This is a genomic window from Tessaracoccus luoxuelianae (assembly GCF_055326245.1).
In genome coordinates this window covers 1-16,862 of record NZ_JBUZNO010000005.1, presented here as the reverse complement: position 1 = coordinate 16,862, position 16,862 = coordinate 1, and the positions used below count along the sequence as shown (strand labels likewise).

Genomic DNA, 16,862 nt, shown 5'->3' with positions numbered 1-16,862 from the left:
CCGCGTCGCGAAGGAAGCCTCGAAAGGTCGAGAACCCACGGCTGACAGCGAGGGTGGGGGACGGCAGGGCGGCGAGGTTCGGTTCCTGGGGGTCCCGCGTCGCGAAGGAAGCCTCGAAAGGTCGAAAACCCTCATCCGAGAGCAAGGGTGGGGGACGGCAGGGCGGCACTGCGCAGCGGTGCCCAACCCGACGATCACCCAACCGGCATCCCGCCCAAGCGGGCCCAACCCCAACGCCGCCCTGCCGGCACGCACCCGGACAGGACTACGCCACGAGCAGGACGAGTGCGGGGAGACGGGAGACGAGGCCCGGGCGGCCTCCACAACCCGACCACGAGCCCCGGCCGCGACGACCTCAAGAACATGAACAACGGCCGCCCGGGCCTCGACTCACGGCTCACCGCACCCGACACTAAGAATGCGTGAAGGTGACAGTCACAACCCTTCGAGACGGCCGCCGCCGCTCCGCGGGCGGCCCTCCTCAGGGAGCGATGGGGACGGGCCACGCCGCTCCGCGGGCGGCCCTCCTCAGGGAGCGATGGGGAGGGGCCCACGCCGCTTCGCGGGCGGCCCTCCTCAGGGAGCGCGGTATCGCTAGGCGCTCACGTAGGCGGACAGGTGCCGCCCGGTCAGGGTGGACCCGTCGGCGATGAGCTGACCAGGGGTTCCCTCGAACACGATCCGCCCTCCGTCGTGGCCCGCGCCTGGACCGAGGTCGATGATCCAGTCAGCGTGCTCCATCACCGCCTGGTGGTGCTCGATCACGATCACTGACTTGCCGGAGTCCACCAGGCGGTCCAGCAGCGCGAGCAGGTGCGCCACGTCCGCCAGGTGCAGGCCGGTGGTGGGCTCGTCGAGCACGTAGATCTCGCCCTTGTCCGCCATCGCGACTGCCAACTTGAGCCGCTGCCGTTCGCCACCGGAGAGGGTGGTGAGCGGCTGACCGAGGGAGATGTAGCCCAGGCCCACGTCGTTCAGCCTCACGAGGATGGCGTGCGCCGCCGGGGTCCTCGTCTCGCCCGAGCCGAAGAAGTCCAGCGCCTCGGTCACAGGCATCGCGAGCACGTCGGCAATGTTCTTCCCGCCCCAGCGGTACTCGAGCACGGCCTGCTGGAAACGCTTGCCCTCGCACTCCTCGCAGGGGGTGGCGACGGTGTCCATGAAGCCGAGCTCGGTGTAGATGACCCCAGCCCCGTTGCAGGCGGGGCAGGCGCCCTCCGAGTTGGCGCTGAACAGCGCGGGCTTGGTGCCGGTCGCCTTCGCGAACGCCTTGCGGATGGGCTCGAGCAGGCCGGTGTAGGTGGCAGGGTTGCTCCGCCGCGAGCCCTTGATGGCGGTCTGGTCGATGGTGATGGCGCCGGCGTCGGCAGGCATCGAGCCGTGGATGAGCGAGCTCTTTCCGGAGCCGGCCACCCCCGTCAGCACGGTGAGCACGCCGAGCGGGATGTCGACGTCCACCTCCTTGAGGTTGTTCGTCGACGCGCCCCGGATCTCCAGGGCGCCCGTGGGGGTGCGGGTGGTGTCCTTGAGGCGGGCACGGTCATCGAGGTGGCGGCCGGTGAGCGTGTCGCTGGCGCGCAGGTCAGCCACTGTGCCCTCGAAGCAGATCTCGCCGCCCTTCGTACCCGCCCCGGGGCCGAGGTCGACGACGTGGTCAGCGATGGCGATGGTCTCCGGCTTGTGCTCCACCACGAGCACCGTGTTGCCCTTGTCCCGCAGGGACTTCAGCAGCGTGTTCATGCGTTCGATGTCGTGGGGGTGCAGGCCGATGGTGGGCTCGTCGAACACGTAGGTGACGTCCGTGAGCGACGAGCCGAGGTGCCGGATCATCTTCACCCGCTGCGCCTCGCCCCCGGACAGGGTGCCCGACGGGCGCTCGAGCGACAGGTAGCCCAGCCCGATCTCGACGAACGAGTCCAGCAGGTGCTGCAGGTTCCTCATCAGCGGTGCGGCCGACGGTTTGTCGAGCCCGCGGATCCAGGCGGCGAGATCCGTCAGCTGCATGGCGCACGCGTCGGCGATGCTCACGCCGTCGATCTTCGAGGAACGGGCGCCCTCGGAGAGGCGGGTGCCGTTGCACTCGGGGCAGGTGTCGAACTTCACGGCGCGTTCGACGAAGGCGCGGATGTGCGGCTGCATCGCGTCCGGGTCCTTGGCCAGGAACGACTTCTGGATCTTCGGCACGAGGCCCTCGTAGGTGAGGTTGATGTTGTCCACCTTGATCTTGGTGGGCGCCTTGTAGAGCAGGTCGTCGAGCTCGCGCTTGGAGTAGTCCTTGATGGGCTTGTCCGGGTCCAGGAAGCCAGAGGCGGTGAAGATGCGCACGTACCACCCGTCGCCGGTGTACCCGGGGATGGTGAGCGCGCCGTCGTTGAGGGACCTGGACTCGTCGTAGAGCTGGGTGAGGTCGATGTCGGAGACGTTGCCCTTGCCCTCGCAGCGCGGGCACATGCCGCCGACAAGGGTGTAGGTCTTCGCCTCCTTCTGTACGCGCCCCGCCTTCTCCGTCTTGATCATCCCCGAGCCCGTCACCGAAGGCACGTTGAACGAGTAGGCCTGCGGTGAGCCGATGTGGGGCTGGCCCAGCTTGCTGAACAGGATGCGCAGCAGGGCGTTGGCGTCGGTCACCGTGCCGACGGTGGAGCGCACGTTGGCGCCCATCCGCTCCTGGTCCACGATGATCGCCGTGGTGAGGCCGTCGAGGTGGTCCACGTCCGGGCGCGACAGCGAGGGCATGAACCCCTGCACGAACGCGCTGTAGGTCTCGTTGATCATCCGCTGGGACTCGGCCGCGATGGTGCTGAACACCAGCGAGCTCTTGCCCGAGCCGGAGACGCCGGTGAACACCGTCAACCGGCGCTTCGGGAGCTCGACGTCGATGTCCTTGAGGTTGTTTTCGCGGGCGCCCTGGACGCGGATCATGTCGTGACGGTCTGCCGGGTGCGATGGTGTGCTCACCGCGCTACCGTGCCACCCCGCCGCGACATTTACCAGGGCCTGTGGCTCAATCTTCGGCCAGCCAGGCGTCGATCTGGTTGATGGCACCGGTGGCGCCCTCGACCATGCCCATGTCCAGCACCTGCTGCAGCGCCTCGACGGAGGGGTAGACGGCCTCGTACACCGCGCGGGTCCCGTCGTCGTGGCTGCTGAAGGAGTAGGTGTTGATCCCCACCGGGAGAGAGGTGTCGGGCGTGAAGTCCTCGTTGGCGAAGCCGTCCTCGAAGGTGAAGCTGCGCGGCTCGTCGACCTCCTTGACGTCCCAGAACCCGCAGTACTTCTGGCCGTCGGGGGCGGTCATGAAGTAGGTCATCCGCCCGCCGGGCGTCAGGTCGTGATCCACGAACGTGGCCGGGTGCGTGGGCGGGCCCCAGACCTTCTCGAGCTGGCGGGGATCGGCGTAGAGCTGCCAGATGCGTTCCACGGGGGCCGCGAACTGCGCGGTCATGATGAGGCGTCGGTTGTCCAGGTCCTTCTGGACGTCGATGACGGGCATGGTCACTCCTCGGGGTGTGTGGGGGTGGGTGGGGTGGCGGCGATGAGATCGTCGATGCGGGCCACGCGGCCGCGCCAGATGCCCTCGAGTTCGGTGAGCATGCTGCCCACCGACCGCACCGCCTCGACGTTGCCGGTGGCCAGGGACTCGCGCCCCTGCCGCCGCCTCGAGACCAGCGCGGACCTCTCGAGCACCGTGATGTGCTTGTGGACGGCGGCGAAGCTCATGTCGTAGTGCGCCGCCAAAGAGGTGATCGACTGCTCTCCGGCAAGGACGCGACGGAGGATGTCGCGGCGCGTCCGGTCCGCCAGCGCATGGAACAGAGCGTCGGCTCGTTCCTCGTCGATCACTGGCATGACTCTATGTTCAACCGATTGGTTATAGGTTGTCAAGTGGTTGCTCTTGGCCGGGTTGGGGCGGGGGTTCTTCGCATACCGTCGGGGTCTTTGCACAGGGAATGCGGTGTGCGAGGACACCTTGGGTGTGCGAAGTGCTCTTCGCATACCGTCGGGGTCTTTGCACAGGGAATGCGGTGTGCGAGGACACCTTGGGTGTGCGAGGTGCTCTTCGCACACGTTGCGCCCTGTGCGAAGAGGGCCGGTGGGCAGCGAACGAGAGGGTCACAGCTCCGTGGCGTAGACCCGGACTGGGCGGCCGTTCCGGCTGACCGTCTCACGGTCGAGAGCCAGGCCCGCCTTCTCCGCGACCCTCTGCGAGGCGACGTTGGCCGGGTGGATGATCGCGATCAGCCGACGGTGTCCCAGCGAGCGGGCGAGGTCGCGGCTGGCGGCCGCCGCCTCCGTCGCCAGCCCGCGGCCCTGCAACCGCGGGACGACGTGGTAGCCCACCTCGAGCTCCTCGGCTCCGTCGATGAGCTGCCAGGTGAGGCCGCAGTCGCCGACGAATTCGCCGTCGGGGGTGGTGATGATCCACAGTCCGAGGCCGTCGCGGGCGTAGTTGCGCCGGTTCCAGCCGATCCACTCGGCCGCCTCGTCCCGGGTGCGGGGGCGCGGGTAGTAGGCCATCACCTCGGGGTCCCCGAGAAGGGCGGCCATGTCGTCGAGGTCGCCGTGGTCCATCCGCCGGAAGACCAGTCGGTCCGCCATGGGGACGGGGGCCTGCGCGTCCCAGACCCACTCGTCCTCACCGTCGAACGGGCGGTGCGGGCCGGGCATGGCCAGACCCAGCTTCTGTGCGAGACGCCGAGAGGAGGCGTTGCGGGGGTGGATGAACGCCGAGAGGCGAAGGATGCCTGAGGTGCGCAACTCGCGCACCAGCACGCGCATCGCCTCAGTGGCGTATCCGCAGCCCTGGTGGGGGATGCCGATCACCCAGGCGAGTGTCGCGGCGGGTGGGGTGATGGTGGCCTGCACGAACCCGGCGACGGTGCCGTCAGGCAGCCGCACTGCCCAGTTGCCCCACACGTCGGTCGAAGGTGGTGGCGGGCCGGCCTCCTGGGCCCGATAGCGCCCCTCCAACTCCTGGACCGACGGCGGTCGGTCGCCCGTGTAGCGGTGGAGCGCCGGGTCCGAGAGGACCTGTGCCATGGCGGCGGCGTCGTCGACCGTCAGCGGATCGAGGCGCAGCCGCTGCGTGAGCAGCGTGGTCTGCGCCAGATGGCGGATCGCTTCGTCTGCGGGCATGGTGCCCACGCTACGCGCACGCATACGGTGGGGGCAGGAGGCTGCGATGGCGGTGGTGTTGATCGGTCTCGGCTCGCGCGGGGACGTGCAGCCGATGGCGGTGCTGGGCGGTGAGCTGGTGCGGCGCGGAGTCCAGGCGCGCGTGGTGGCGTTGGAGGAGTACGCAGGCCTGGCGGGGCGGTACGGCGCCGAGGTGGTTCCGGTGCGGGCCACCCTGCGGTCCGCGTTGGAGGGGGCGGTACGACACCGGCGCGTGGCCGCTACACCGCTGGGACAGGGCTGGCTGCTGCGGCGCTGGGTGCGGGAGGTGTCGCGGCCGTTCGTGGACGCGACGCTGGAGGCCGCCCGACCGGGAGACGCGCTGCTCGGAGGGGTGTTGGGGGCCGGGGGAGCGGTGGTCGCGGCGGAGGCGCTGGGTGGCCGGTCGGCGACGGTGCTCTTCACCGGACAGTTGCCCACGTCCTATGCGGAGAGCCACTGCTTCAGCCGCTGGTTCCGGCGGTGGGACGCCTACAACCGGTGGGGGACCGCGTTGAGCTGGAGGGTCGCGGCGGCGCTCGGGGACCCGCTGGTGGCTGAGATGCGCTCCAGGGTGGGTCTGCCGCCGAGGCAGGGGCCCACGTCGGAGGCGCTGGACCGGCACCCCATCCTGGTGGCGGCCAGTCCCACCCTCGTCCCGCCGGCACCGGACCGGCCCCCGACGGTGCATCACACCGGCTACCTCGCCCCGCCCGACGGCGAGGCCTCCCTCCCGGAAGGCCTCATGTCCTTCCTGGCCTCAGGCGAGCCGCCGGTGTACGTGGGCGCCGGCAGCCTGGCGCCGTCGACGGGTGAGGGAGGGTTGGCGTTCCTGGCCGAGGCAGGGCGTCGTGCGGGGCGCCGGATCGTGACGATCGCGCCCGACCCCGGCCACGTCGGCGCGGGTCCGGGCGAGGTGTTCACCGTCTCCGACGTGTCGTTCGAGCAGTTGTTCCCGCGGACGGCGGGGGTGATCCACCACGGCGGCGCGGGCAGCGCTCACACGGGTCTGCGTTCGTGCCGCCCGTCGGTGGCGGTCCCCTTCGGCGTGGACCAGCCCTACCACGGCGCGCGCCTCGCCTCGCTGGGCGTGGGTCCCGCGCCCGTCCCGTTCCGCAGCCTGGGTCCGCAGCGGCTCGCGCGGCTGATCAGCGACCTGGTCGACGGTCCAGAGGCGCCGCGCTACCGCGACCGCGCCCGCGAGGTGGGGGCCACGGTGCGGGAGGAGGACGGGGTGGGCAGGACGATCGAGGCGATGGAACGGGTGGGCCTCATCGACTCTCCGTGACGCTCCCGGGTGTGGACGGTTGCTCGGGTTCGGTCTCCACGCTCAGGGCCTCGGCCCGGGCGGGGGCGCCGAACGCGAGGAAGGCGAGGAGCGCCAGCCCCCAGAGGGCCTGCGCGTTGCCCTGGAGATGCTGTTGCCAGGTCCAGTTCAGCCCCTGGAGAGCGTCCTCGTCGGGAAGGTCCCAGATCAGGCGGGTGATGAAGATCAGCAGCCCGCTCCCGGCCAGGGCCAGGGCGCCCGGGCTCCCGGACCGCCGCGCCCAGAGCAGCAGCATCACGATCGCTGGTCCGGCCCACACCCAGTGGTGCGACCACGACACCGGCGACGCCAGGAGTGCGTAGAAGCCCATGGTCAGGGCCGCGGCGAACCCGTGTCCGCGGCGGAAGAGCTGGGCCATCAAGGCCAGAAGTGACAGTCCCAGCACCGCCGACAGCAGGAACCAGGTGAGTGTGGCCGCGCCGCCCGTGAGCCCCAGCCGGAGCAGTACGCCGTTGATCGACTGGTTCGAGACGTAGGCCAGGCCACCGATCCGGTCGGGATCGGTGATGGTGCCCGTCCAGTAGGTGATGGAATGCTCCCACGCCACGAGGAACCCCAGCCCGGTGAACAGCAGGGCGGAGAGGGCGGCCGTGATGAGCGCGCGCCACTCCCGTTTGACGAGGAAGTAGGCCAGGAACACCGCCGGGGTCAGCTTGATGGCCATCGCGAGGCCGGTCAGCACGCCCTGCCACCGCTTACCGCGCCCGACGACCACGTCGACCACGATCAGCGCCATGAGTGCGACGTTGACCTGGCCGAACTCCACGGACTCGCGCACCGGGCCGAGCCAGAAGCCGATGGCTCCCGCGGCCAGACCCCCCAGGACCAGCTGACGACCGCGCAGCCCGGTGAACTTACGCAGCACGAGGGTCAGCACCAGGACGAGCAACCCGAGGGTGCCGAACGAGAAGAGCAGGTTGGCGTCGCGCACCGTGAGCAGCGCGAGCGGGACGAACAGCAGGGCGGCGATCGGGGGGTAGGTGAACGGCAGGTTCGCGCCGATCTCGGTGTCGGGGAGGGTGCCGTACAGGTCCCCGCCGCGCAGCAGGGTCTCGGCGCCGAGGCGGTAGACGTCGAGATCGATCCGGTACGGCGGCGTGAGCTTGAAGGTCTCCGGGAGGAAGGGCACCTCGCCCGCCCTGCCGTAGACGACTGCGTAGGCGGAGATCGCCACCGCCGCGACGATCATCAGGGCTCCGAGCCATGCGGCGGCTGGGCGCGTCGTCGGGCGAGTGGTCACCCGGCCATCGTATGGTCCCGCGCACCCCGCGTGAGAATCCACTCGGGGGCGCTCGGCGGTTTGCGCGCCATGGCCTCGCCCGTGTGCTGAGCTGGGCTCACCGGCCGTCGGCCGGAGAAGGAGGAGCCATGAAGGAGCCCAAGCCGGTGTCCCAGTCCGCCCACTACACAGGGGTGGCGGCTGAGGTGCCCGTCGTCAAGGAGTCCACCACCTCGCGGGTGATCCACAACAACCCGCTGCTGCGCGTGGTGGAGTTCACCTTCGACGAGGGGGAGATGCTGACCGAGCACACGTCCCCGCGTGCGGTCGTGGTGCAGTTGCTCGAGGGGCGGATGAGTTTCACGGTCGGCGACGACGAGGTCACCCTCGCGCCTGCGGACGTGGTGTACCTGGCGCCCAACGAGCGGCACGCCCTGGTGGCGCTCGAGCCGTGTCGGATGAGCCTGGTCATGGTCGACGTCGCTGGTGAGCGAACCTGACAGTCGCCGTCCTGAGGGTCTGCTTCTCCAGGCAGAGGCGAAGCGTGAAAGTGGCCCGGCTCCGTGGGGAGCCGGGCCACCGTTGGGGGCATGGATCAGGAGATGACGCCCGCGTCGATCTCCTCTTGGGTCCAGTAACCGGTGTCGACGAGAGCCTCGGTGAGGTTCTCTTGCGTGACCGTGACCACATCGAGGAGGTAGGACGGGACGACCTTCACGCCGTTGTCGTAGTCGGTCGTGTTGTTCGCCTCAGGCTCTTCGCCGGCCAGGAGGTCCTGCGCGGCGGTCACGGCCTGCTCGGCGAGCAGCCGGGTGTCCTTGAAGATGGTCGAGTACTGGATGCCGTCCTGGATCAGTTTCGTGGAGGCGATCTCGGCGTCCTGGCCGGTGATGATGGGGAAGGTGTCGGCGACGGTGCCCGAGTAGCCGTTGTTCTGCAGGGCGGTGATGATGCCGCGGGCAAGGCCGTCGTTGGCGGACAGCACGCCGTCGACCTTCTTGTCCTGGTAGTTGGCGGTGAGGAGGTCCTCCATGCGCTTCTGCGCGGTCTCCTGCTGCCAACCGAGGGTCGCGGCCTGCTCGATGGCGGTCTGGCCGGACACGACGGTGAAGGTGCCGTCGTCGATCTTGGGCTGGATGACGCTCATGGCGCCGTTGAAGAAGAAGTGGGCGTTGTTGTCGTCCAGCGAGCCGGCGAACAGCTCGATGTTGAAGGGGCCCTCGCCGCGGGCTGCGAGGCCGTCGATGAGGGACTGGCCCTGCGCGACGCCGACCTTGAAGTTGTCGAAGGAGACGTAGAAGTCCACGTTCTCGCTGTCGCGGATCAGGCGGTCGTAGGAGATGATCTTGATGCCCGCCGCTGCCGCGGTCTCGAGCTGCGGCGCGAGTGCGGTGCCGTCGATGGCGGCGATGATGAGGACCTTGACGCCCTGGGTGATCATCTGGTCGATCTGCTGGGACTGGGTGGGGATGTCGTCGTTGGCGAACTGGAGGTCCACCTCGAAGCCGGCCTCTTCGAGCTGGGACTTGACGGCTTCGCCGTCGGCGATCCAACGCTCGGTGGTCTGGGTGGGCATCGACACGCCGACGGAACCGCCGGCCTCGCCCGCAGGTGCGCTGGTGGACGCGCTGGCGTCGCCCGAGGGGGCGGGGGTGGTTGCTGTTCCTGCGCCGCCGCCACCGCACGCGGTGAGGGCGAGGGCTAGCACCATGCCCGCGGCTGCGGTCATGAGTGTGGTCATCTTCATTCGTTCCTCCTGAGAACGTCGACGGATTCCTGGTAGTGCCAGACCCGTGTTTCTGTGAAGCGGGAGATGCGCATGAGCAGCCCGATGGTCGTGAGTCCGTGACCGACAACTTTGTCTCTCTCCAGTACTAAATACTGCTGCCCGGTCTCGTGGCTGTCAAGGTAAGAGCAACAACCTTTAGTTGCAGTTTGATAACAATTTTGTGACTACGCCACATCCGCATTTCAGGCACTGAACGACCCCAGCGTGTCCGCGCGGAGGGAGACTTGGGCCCATGGAGAGCTTCACCAACGACCGCCTGACGTTCGAGGTCCGCGACTCCGGGCCGCGACGGGCCGACGCCGACCACACCGTCGTCCTGCTGCACGGATTCCCACAGACGCCCGCGGCTTGGGACGCGGTGGCGCCGCTGCTGCACGGGGCAGGGATCCACACCTTGGCCCCGTCACTGCGCGGCTACACCTCGAAAGCCAGGCCCACCGGGCGTAGCGCCTACCGGATCGAGCGCCTCGTCGGAGACGTGTTCGCGATGCTGGACCAGGCGGGCCTCGACTCGGCGCACCTGGTGGGTCACGACTGGGGTGGTGGCGTGGCCTGGGCCGCCGCCATGACGACGCCGGAGCGCGTGAGGAGCCTGACCGTGCTGTCCACGCCTCATCCGGCGGCGATCCGCCAGGCCGTGTTGCGCTCATCCCAGGGGTTGAAGAGCTGGTACATGCTGGCGATGCAGATGCCCGTGCTGCCGGAGATGCAGTTGTCGCGGCTGGCGCGGAAGGAGGGCCTCCGGCGCCTCGGCGTCCCTGCGGACCTGTCGGCCTCCTATGCCGCCCAGATGGTCGACACCGAGGCGGTGCGCGGGATGCTCGGCCCGTACCGAGGGCTGTTCGCGCCGGCCGGCGCCGACGGTGTGAAGCTGGACACCCCGGTGACGGTGCCGACCACGTACCTGTGGGGCAACCGCGACCCCTACCTCGGCCGCGTGGCCGCCGAGGGCACGGTCAGGTACTGCACCGGTGACTACCGGTTCGTCGAGTTGGACGCAGGTCACTGGCTCCCTGAGAAGAGGCCAGAGGTGGTGGGAGCGGAGATCCTCGACCGGATCAGATGAGGAATCGCTGTGCCGTCGTCGGTCCGGTCGCCATCGTGGAAGCGACGCGGCGGGGTAGCGCTCACTCGGAGAGGCCGCCGGCATCGGGCAGGCCGGAGCCCCACCCGGCGCTGAAGAGGGCGTCGGCCCCCTGCGTGTCCTCAACCAGTCGGGCCAACAGCTCGGAGGCGGTTCTCGAGCGAAGCAGCGCGTACTGGTCCATCTGGTTCAGGGGTGCGATGCCCGCAACCTGCCAGATGCGCTCCGACGGCTTGTGCGACAGTTCGACATCAGCCGGCCAGGGGAGCTCGACGAACTCGCTCGCCCTGGAGAGGGTGGCGCGCACCAGGGCCTCGGCTGCACCGAGCGCAGCGGGGGTGGATTCGTCGAACTCCACAGCGGTGAGCTCGCGCACCAGGGCCCGCGGGTACGGATCGTCCTGAAGCCAGCACACCACCTCGAACCGGGCGGCACCGGTGGCCAACAGCAGGATCGAGCCCTCGCTGGGCTCCACCGAGACGACGCGCGCCACCGTGCCCACCCCGAAGCGCGCGTCGCCACCCCCCACCTCTGAGCCTCGCTCGATCAGCACCACCCCGAACTCATGCTCAGTCTCCCGGAGCACCGTTGCCAGCATGGCCACGTAGCGCGGCTCGAAGACCCGCAGCTGCAACGGCATGCCCGGGAACAGCACAGAGCCCAGCGGAAACATCGAAAGCTCACGCGTAGCGCCGGTCATGACACCGATCCTGCCGGACGCGGGCCTCCCAAGCGAGCCCCGAGTCTCTGTTCCGCGGACTCCTGCTGGCGATGGTGCTGCAACTTGCTATCTATGCGGCGGTTTGTGTGCATATCCACACAAGCCGCCCTCTGGATAGCAAGTTGCAGCCCGTCCCGGGCTGGTCACGGCTTCGGAGGGGGATTCTCCTGCAGGACGAGCCTCAGCTGTTCGACGGCCCAGTCCAGGTCGGACGCCTGAATAGTCAGTGGCGGTGCGATGCGGATGGTCTGGCCGTGGGTGTCCTTGACCAGCACGCCGCGAGCCAGCAGCCTCTGCGCGATCTCGCGGCCGGTGCCGCGCGAGGATTCGACGTCGACGCCTGCCCAGAGACCGGCCACGCGGACCTCGGTCAGGCCGTGGCCCAGCAGCTCGTCGAGCAGACCCTTGAGGTGATGCCCCAGAGTCGTCGCGCGTTCCTGGAACTCGCCGGTGCGGAGCATTTCGACCACGCGCAGCCCTACCGCCGCGGCGAGCGGGTTTCCGCCGAACGTCGAGCCGTGCTCGCCGGGACGGAACACGCCGAGGACGTCGCGGTCGCCGACCACCGCCGACACGGGCAGGATGCCCCCGCCCAGAGCCTTGCCCAGAAGGTAGAGGTCTGGGACGACACCCTCGCGGTCGGAAGCGAACGTAGTCCCCACCCGGCCCAGGCCGGACTGGATCTCGTCTGCGATGAACAGCACGTTGTGCCGCGTGCACAGCTCGCGGACGGCCCGCAGGTAGCCCTCGGGCGGGATGATGACGCCGGCCTCGCCCTGGATGGGCTCGATGAGCACGGCCGCGGTGTTGTCGTTGATGGCCGCCTCGATCGCCGCGGCGTCCCCGTACGGCACGATGTCGAAACCGGGGGTGGGCGGCCCGAACCCGTCCCTGGCGACCGGGTCGTCGCTGAACCCGACGATGGTGGTGGTGCGGCCGTGGAAGTTGCCGGCCGCCACGACGATCCGCGCGGCGTCGGCGGGCACCCCCTTGACCCGGTACGCCCAGGCGCGGGCGGTCTTGATGCCGGTCTCGACGGCCTCCGCGCCGGTGTTCATCGGCAGGACGAGGTCCTTGCCGCACAGCTCGGCGAGGGCGGTGGCGAAGGCCCCGAGCCGGTCGTTGTGGAACGCCCGGCCGGTCAGGGTGAGCCTGCCGATCTGATCGACGGCCGCCTCGACCAGCTCGGGGTGCCGGTGCCCGAAGTTCAGCGCCGAGTAGGCAGAGAGAAGGTCGAGGTAGCGCCTGCCTTCGACGTCGGTCACCCACACGTCCTCCGCGGTCGCCACGACCACCGGAAGCGGGTCGTAGTTGCGCGCCAGATGCTCGCCCTCTGCCTGGATGAAGCCGGCAGTCGCGGTGTCGGGATTGGTCTTGGTGCTCATGGTCTGCCTCCTCGCAGCTCCAGGGTGCAGCACTTGATCCCGCCCCCGCCGAGGTGCAGTTCGGACACGTCGACGTGGATCGGGTGGTAACCGCGCTCGCGCAGCTGGGCGTCGAGGCTGGTGACGGGGGGCGAGAGGACGACGTTGAGGCCGTCGCTGACCGCGTTCAGCTCGAGGCTCGCCGGATCGGCGGCGGGCACGCGGATCGCGTCGGGGAACCGCTCGAGGAGTTCGCCCTGGCCGCGCTCGTCGAAGGCCGACGGCAGGTAGGCGATGTTGGCCCGCTCGACGCCGCCGGGGCCCTGCACGGGGTCGAGGACGCAGATGGCGGTGTCGAGGTGGTAGTAGGTCGGGTTGACCAGCCGCAGCGAGACGACCTCGCGGCCGAACAGGTCGGCGACCTCGGCGTGGCTGTCCAATTCGGAGCGGAAGCCGTAGCCGGCGAGGATCGTCTCGCCCACCAACAGGAGATCCCCCTCGCCCTCCTGCGTCGCGACGGGTTCGACGACGTCGAATCCGTGGGCCGCGAACCACTCCCGGAAGGGGCGCTCCTCACCTCGACGCTCGCCGACGGCGAACCTGGCCCCCAGGGCCACGCCGTCGATGACGAGCCCGCCGTTGGCCGTGTAGACCATATCGTCCAGGCCGGGGATGGGGACGATGAGGTCGACCTCGTGCCCCAGCCGGAGGTAGGTGTCGTGGAGTTCCTGCCACTGCCGCACCGCCTTGGCCGTGTCGGTGGCCCGCGTGCGGTTCATCCAGGGATTGATCTCGTAGCTGACCGTGAAGTAGTCCGGCCGGCACATCAGATAGCGGCGACGATGTTGGATCCGGTCTTCAGCAGGCATCTCGCTCCCCACCACGTGCGGACGGCGGACGCTGTCCTTGGGCCCGGCGGCACTTCGACCCGCGGCCGACCCGCGAGGAAGAGGCGACACGAGCACGCCTTGCTCCATTATTCACCGAACGGGCGCCCCTCAGGATCGGGCCGATCAATCCGGTGAGTCGCTGGCTTGCGGAATCGCAGGCGCCTCATGGGTAGGTCTGGTGTCGTAGTCGGCACCAGAACTGCAGGCTAGTCCCTTGGCCGGTGAGACGTGTGCTGTCCCGCTGGGCTGATGTCGAGCTGCGCTTCACTCTGTGCACTTCTGCGCTCGGTAGTTGTAGATCGGGACGCCCGGGGGAGGCTCGTCAAGAAATAGGGAGTGGGTCTCCCTGCTGCGGTGGCGGCGCCCGGTTCGTCCGCGTTGGGTCCTTGAGGGATGTCAACGATGGCCGTGCGGTTCACGCTCATGCCGAATGGCGTGCGTGGCATCACGGACATGCCCATGTGGGGACGTCGAGGTCAACGGTCGTGACCGCACGCACGTGCTTGATGCCGAATGGCGGATGTCTGGACCGGCCGTAGCGAGCGTTGGGCTTCGCTGGAGAGCCTCGTCTGTGCTTTGTCCCCGTCGAGGGCTTACTTCGCTGAGGAGAGTATGTGGCAGATGTCGTCGTCTTCGCAGTCGGCGGGATCGAGCAGCTCACTGTGGTCGCGGAGTGCTTCGAGCTCGGTTTGCAGCGCGGCAAGTTGTTTGATCCGTGCACGGACGTCAGCGAGCTTGGTGTCGATGAGCGTAACCACGTGCGCGCAGGGCATGTGCCCGTCGTCGCGAAGGGCGATGATGCTGCGAATCTCGGACAGTGTCAGCCCGGCGGCCTGGGCCACGTTGATGAAGCGCAACCGGGCGAGCATGGCCTCGTCGTAGACGCGGTACCCGTTGGCGCCTCGTTCGGCGTCCGGCAACAGGCCCCTGCGCTCATAGAACCGCACGGTCTGGCTCGTCACCCCGGCAATGTCGGCAAGCTCACCGATCAACATCTCGCCCCCCTTAACCCTTGACCTTCTACCACGGTACAAGGTCTAGCGTCGCACCATGAACGTCTCTCTGTTGTACTTCGATGACTGCCCCAACTGGAAGGTCGCCGACCAGCGACTTGCAGCGATCGCCAACGAACGCCCCGATGTCGTGGTGACGCGACTCCGCGTCGAAACGCTCGAGGAGGCGGAGCGGCTGGGGTTCCACGGCTCGCCGAGCATCCTGGTCGAGGGCGTCGACATCTTCGCCAAACCCGGCGACGGGGTCGGGTTGTCCTGTCGGCTCTACCGCACGCCCGATGGGCTGGCGGGGGCGCCCACGATGCAGGAACTCCGGGCTGCGCTCGGCGTGGCCGAGGTGCTGTCCTGATGACGCGCAGCTATGACTTGATCGTGATCGGTGCCGGCATGGCCGGCGTCGCGGCGGCGAACAAGTGCGCTTCCGCGGGCTGGAGGGTCGCGATCGTCGACGCGCTTCCCTACGGCGGCACCTGTGCGCTTCGAGGGTGCGACCCGAAGAAGATCCTGCGTCGCGGGGCCGAGATCATCGACAGCGCCCGACTGATGCGGGGCAAGGGAATCGACGACGCCGGCTTGTCGATGAACTGGGCCGATCTGATCAAGCACAAGCACGGCTTCACCGACCCGGTCCCGCGAAACATGGAGGACAGCCTTTCGGGCAACGGTGTGGACACGCTCCACGGGCAGGCGCGGTTCACGAACGCGCACACCATCGCGATTGACGGCAGGTCCTACGACGCAGCTCACTTCCTGATCGCCGCGGGCGCCCGTCCACGGCCGCTGGACTTTCCCGGTCACGAGCATCTGGTCGACAGCACCGCCTTCATGGACCTTCCAGCGCTGCCACGGAGGATCTTGTTCGTCGGTGGTGGCTTCATCTCGTTCGAGTTCGCTCACATCGCGGCGCGGGCGGGCAGCACCCCGGTCATCCTCGACCGCGGGCCGCGGCCGCTCAAGGCGTTCGACCCCGACCTCGTCGAGCTCCTCAGCAACCGCGGCGCCGAGGCCGGGATCGAGCTGTGGCGCTCCACCACGATCACCTCAATCGAGAAGTCCGGTGGCGGTTACCAGGTCAGCTTGGCACGATCCGGCCGACCCGAGGACGTGGAGTTCGACCTCATCGTGCACGGTGCGGGCCGGATCCCCGAACTGTCCGGCCTCGACCTCGACGCCGCCGGAGTCGAGTGGGACGAACGAGGAGTGCGGGTAGCCGCTCACCTGCAAAGCACCAGCAACCCCGCGGTCTACGCCGCCGGCGACGCCGCCAACACCCCCGGCATGCCACTGACCCCAGTCGCAGTGATCGAAGCCAAGGTCGCGGCCTCCAACATGCTCAAGGCCACCAAGACCGTCCCCGACTACACGGGTATCCCAACAGCGGTGTTCACGATCCCCGAACTCACTCGAGTTGGAATGCTCGAACAACAAGCCCGAGACCAGGGCATCGACGTCGACGTCCGCTACCGCGACACCCGCGGCTGGTACTCCAACTACCGCATCGGTGAGACCACCGCGGCCACCAAGATCCTTATCGACCGATCCACGGATCGGATCGTCGGCGCACACCTGCTCGGCCCGGAGTACGGCGAACTGGTCAACTTCTTCGGCCTCGCCATGAAGCTCGAACTGACAACCCATCAACTGAAATCGATGACCGCCGCCTACCCCACCGTAGGATCAGATGTCGGCTCGATCCTCTGACCTAGAGGAGGCCTGGGTGGTCGCGGAGAAGTTCGGACCCAGGCAGCCCAACCACAGGAGAGAACCGGTTGGGTCGGAAGCGACACACGGCCGGCGTCTCGATCCTCCCGTTGAACATCCTGTATTGCCGCGGACCGCTCGGACGTTCACAAGTTCCGGAGGTGGCGGACTGGGGTGTCGAGCTGCGCTTCACTCTGTGCACTTCTGCGCTCGGTAGTTTGTAGATCGGGACGCCCGGGGGAGGGTCGTCAAAAGTAGGGAGTGGGTCTTCCTGCTGCGGTGGCGGCGCCCCGTTCGTCAACGTTGGGTCCTGGAGGGATGTCAACGATGGCCGTGCGGTTCACGCTCATGCCGATGTGCGGATGGGTCCAGTGTCACGTTGTTTGACGATGGCGTCGTGGCTGGTGCGATGGCCGGGATGATGATTGCCCCGCCCGCGGATCCCCGTTGTCGTGGCGTACCGGCCGGGGTCTCAGGACTCCTGACATGGCGCCATGGTTGTTGTGGTGTCAGGACCGCGTTTTCGTTTCGTATTTCAGTGTCTGGTTGGTGCCGGGGTAGCGGGTTGCGGTGTTGGTGAGGTGGTCGCAGAGCTCGGTG

Annotated in this window: 15 protein-coding genes; 5 read left to right on the top strand and 10 right to left on the bottom strand. The window is 68.5% G+C overall.

What is annotated here, in order from left to right:
- Positions 1 to 594: 594 nt before the first annotated feature.
- The 4 genes from ACZK39_RS08700 to ACZK39_RS08685 form a co-directional block, all read right to left on the bottom strand.
- Positions 595 to 2,922: an ATP-binding cassette domain-containing protein gene (locus ACZK39_RS08700; RefSeq protein ID WP_459056604.1), complete on the bottom strand. Its 2,328-nt coding sequence runs from the start codon at positions 2,920 to 2,922 to the stop codon at positions 595 to 597.
- A gap of 82 nt (positions 2,923 to 3,004) precedes the next feature.
- Entirely contained in the window at positions 3,005 to 3,493 is a 489-nt protein-coding gene (locus ACZK39_RS08695; protein ID WP_459055417.1) for an SRPBCC family protein, read from the bottom strand.
- 2 nt (positions 3,494 to 3,495) lie between these two features.
- Entirely contained in the window at positions 3,496 to 3,849 is a 354-nt protein-coding gene (locus tag ACZK39_RS08690) for an ArsR/SmtB family transcription factor (RefSeq protein WP_459055416.1), read from the bottom strand.
- Positions 3,850 to 4,113: 264 nt separating this feature from the next.
- Complete coding sequence (locus ACZK39_RS08685; protein ID WP_459055415.1) at positions 4,114 to 5,136, bottom strand: GNAT family N-acetyltransferase; 1,023 nt, start codon at positions 5,134 to 5,136, stop codon at positions 4,114 to 4,116.
- A gap of 46 nt (positions 5,137 to 5,182) precedes the next feature.
- On the opposite strand from ACZK39_RS08685, the gene ACZK39_RS08680 reads away from it, so the two are divergent.
- On the top strand, positions 5,183 to 6,442 hold the full coding sequence (locus ACZK39_RS08680) for a glycosyltransferase (protein ID WP_459055414.1): 1,260 nt from the start codon (positions 5,183 to 5,185) through the stop codon (positions 6,440 to 6,442).
- On the opposite strand, the gene ACZK39_RS08675 is transcribed toward ACZK39_RS08680, so the two are convergent.
- Entirely contained in the window at positions 6,426 to 7,721 is a 1,296-nt protein-coding gene (locus ACZK39_RS08675) for a glycosyltransferase 87 family protein (RefSeq protein ID WP_459055413.1), read from the bottom strand. The two genes, ACZK39_RS08680 and ACZK39_RS08675, sit on opposite strands and share 17 nt — an antisense overlap.
- 128 nt (positions 7,722 to 7,849) lie before the next feature.
- Here ACZK39_RS08675 and ACZK39_RS08670 point away from each other — a divergent pair, with 128 nt between their 5' ends.
- A complete protein-coding gene (locus ACZK39_RS08670; protein ID WP_459055411.1) occupies positions 7,850 to 8,200 on the top strand; it encodes a cupin domain-containing protein in 351 nt (116 codons plus the stop codon).
- 95 nt (positions 8,201 to 8,295) lie between these two features.
- Here ACZK39_RS08670 and chvE read toward each other — a convergent pair whose 3' ends face one another.
- Positions 8,296 to 9,447, bottom strand: a complete 1,152-nt coding sequence (chvE, locus tag ACZK39_RS08665) for a multiple monosaccharide ABC transporter substrate-binding protein (RefSeq protein WP_459055410.1) — start codon at positions 9,445 to 9,447, stop codon at positions 8,296 to 8,298.
- A 274-nt stretch (positions 9,448 to 9,721) separates the two neighbouring features.
- Between chvE and ACZK39_RS08660 the strand changes: the two genes are divergently transcribed.
- Positions 9,722 to 10,555: an alpha/beta fold hydrolase gene (locus ACZK39_RS08660; protein WP_459055409.1), complete on the top strand. Its 834-nt coding sequence runs from the start codon at positions 9,722 to 9,724 to the stop codon at positions 10,553 to 10,555.
- Positions 10,556 to 10,616: 61 nt separating this feature from the next.
- Here ACZK39_RS08660 and ACZK39_RS08655 read toward each other — a convergent pair whose 3' ends face one another.
- The 4 genes from ACZK39_RS08655 to ACZK39_RS08640 form a co-directional block, all read right to left on the bottom strand.
- On the bottom strand, positions 10,617 to 11,273 hold the full coding sequence (locus tag ACZK39_RS08655; RefSeq protein ID WP_459055408.1) for an LON peptidase substrate-binding domain-containing protein: 657 nt from the start codon (positions 11,271 to 11,273) through the stop codon (positions 10,617 to 10,619).
- Positions 11,274 to 11,437: 164 nt separating this feature from the next.
- On the bottom strand, positions 11,438 to 12,679 hold the full coding sequence (gene rocD / locus ACZK39_RS08650) for an ornithine--oxo-acid transaminase (protein ID WP_459055407.1): 1,242 nt from the start codon (positions 12,677 to 12,679) through the stop codon (positions 11,438 to 11,440).
- A complete protein-coding gene (gene ddaH, locus ACZK39_RS08645) occupies positions 12,676 to 13,527 on the bottom strand; it encodes a dimethylargininase (RefSeq protein WP_459055406.1) in 852 nt (283 codons plus the stop codon). Before ddaH ends, rocD begins: the two co-directional genes overlap by 4 nt.
- A gap of 614 nt (positions 13,528 to 14,141) precedes the next feature.
- A complete protein-coding gene (locus tag ACZK39_RS08640; RefSeq protein ID WP_459055405.1) occupies positions 14,142 to 14,543 on the bottom strand; it encodes a heavy metal-responsive transcriptional regulator in 402 nt (133 codons plus the stop codon).
- A gap of 55 nt (positions 14,544 to 14,598) precedes the next feature.
- On the opposite strand from ACZK39_RS08640, the gene ACZK39_RS08635 reads away from it, so the two are divergent.
- Together ACZK39_RS08635 and ACZK39_RS08630 are read left to right on the top strand one after the other, a co-directional pair.
- A complete protein-coding gene (locus ACZK39_RS08635; RefSeq protein ID WP_385899792.1) occupies positions 14,599 to 14,910 on the top strand; it encodes a thioredoxin family protein in 312 nt (103 codons plus the stop codon).
- Positions 14,910 to 16,262: a dihydrolipoyl dehydrogenase family protein gene (locus ACZK39_RS08630; protein WP_385899790.1), complete on the top strand. Its 1,353-nt coding sequence runs from the start codon at positions 14,910 to 14,912 to the stop codon at positions 16,260 to 16,262. Before ACZK39_RS08635 ends, ACZK39_RS08630 begins: the two co-directional genes overlap by 1 nt.
- The last annotated feature ends 600 nt before the right edge of the window (positions 16,263 to 16,862 follow it).

What these genes read in the sequence shown, in the direction of transcription:
- ACZK39_RS08700 (WP_459056604.1), bottom strand. Translation starts at nt 2,922, where the DNA reads ATGATCCGCGTCCAGGGCGCCCGCGAAAACAACCTCAAGGACATCGAC.
- ACZK39_RS08695 (WP_459055417.1), bottom strand. Translation starts at nt 3,493, where the DNA reads ATGCCCGTCATCGACGTCCAGAAGGACCTGGACAACCGACGCCTCATC.
- ACZK39_RS08690 (WP_459055416.1), bottom strand. Translation starts at nt 3,849, where the DNA reads ATGCCAGTGATCGACGAGGAACGAGCCGACGCTCTGTTCCATGCGCTG.
- ACZK39_RS08685 (WP_459055415.1), bottom strand. Translation starts at nt 5,136, where the DNA reads ATGCCCGCAGACGAAGCGATCCGCCATCTGGCGCAGACCACGCTGCTC.
- ACZK39_RS08680 (WP_459055414.1), top strand. Translation starts at nt 5,183, where the DNA reads ATGGCGGTGGTGTTGATCGGTCTCGGCTCGCGCGGGGACGTGCAGCCG.
- ACZK39_RS08670 (WP_459055411.1), top strand. Translation starts at nt 7,850, where the DNA reads ATGAAGGAGCCCAAGCCGGTGTCCCAGTCCGCCCACTACACAGGGGTG.
- chvE (WP_459055410.1), bottom strand. Translation starts at nt 9,447, where the DNA reads ATGAAGATGACCACACTCATGACCGCAGCCGCGGGCATGGTGCTAGCC.
- ACZK39_RS08660 (WP_459055409.1), top strand. Translation starts at nt 9,722, where the DNA reads ATGGAGAGCTTCACCAACGACCGCCTGACGTTCGAGGTCCGCGACTCC.
- ACZK39_RS08655 (WP_459055408.1), bottom strand. Translation starts at nt 11,273, where the DNA reads ATGACCGGCGCTACGCGTGAGCTTTCGATGTTTCCGCTGGGCTCTGTG.
- rocD (WP_459055407.1), bottom strand. Translation starts at nt 12,679, where the DNA reads ATGAGCACCAAGACCAATCCCGACACCGCGACTGCCGGCTTCATCCAG.
- ddaH (WP_459055406.1), bottom strand. Translation starts at nt 13,527, where the DNA reads ATGCCTGCTGAAGACCGGATCCAACATCGTCGCCGCTATCTGATGTGC.
- ACZK39_RS08640 (WP_459055405.1), bottom strand. Translation starts at nt 14,543, where the DNA reads ATGTTGATCGGTGAGCTTGCCGACATTGCCGGGGTGACGAGCCAGACC.
- ACZK39_RS08635 (WP_385899792.1), top strand. Translation starts at nt 14,599, where the DNA reads ATGAACGTCTCTCTGTTGTACTTCGATGACTGCCCCAACTGGAAGGTC.
- ACZK39_RS08630 (WP_385899790.1), top strand. Translation starts at nt 14,910, where the DNA reads ATGACGCGCAGCTATGACTTGATCGTGATCGGTGCCGGCATGGCCGGC.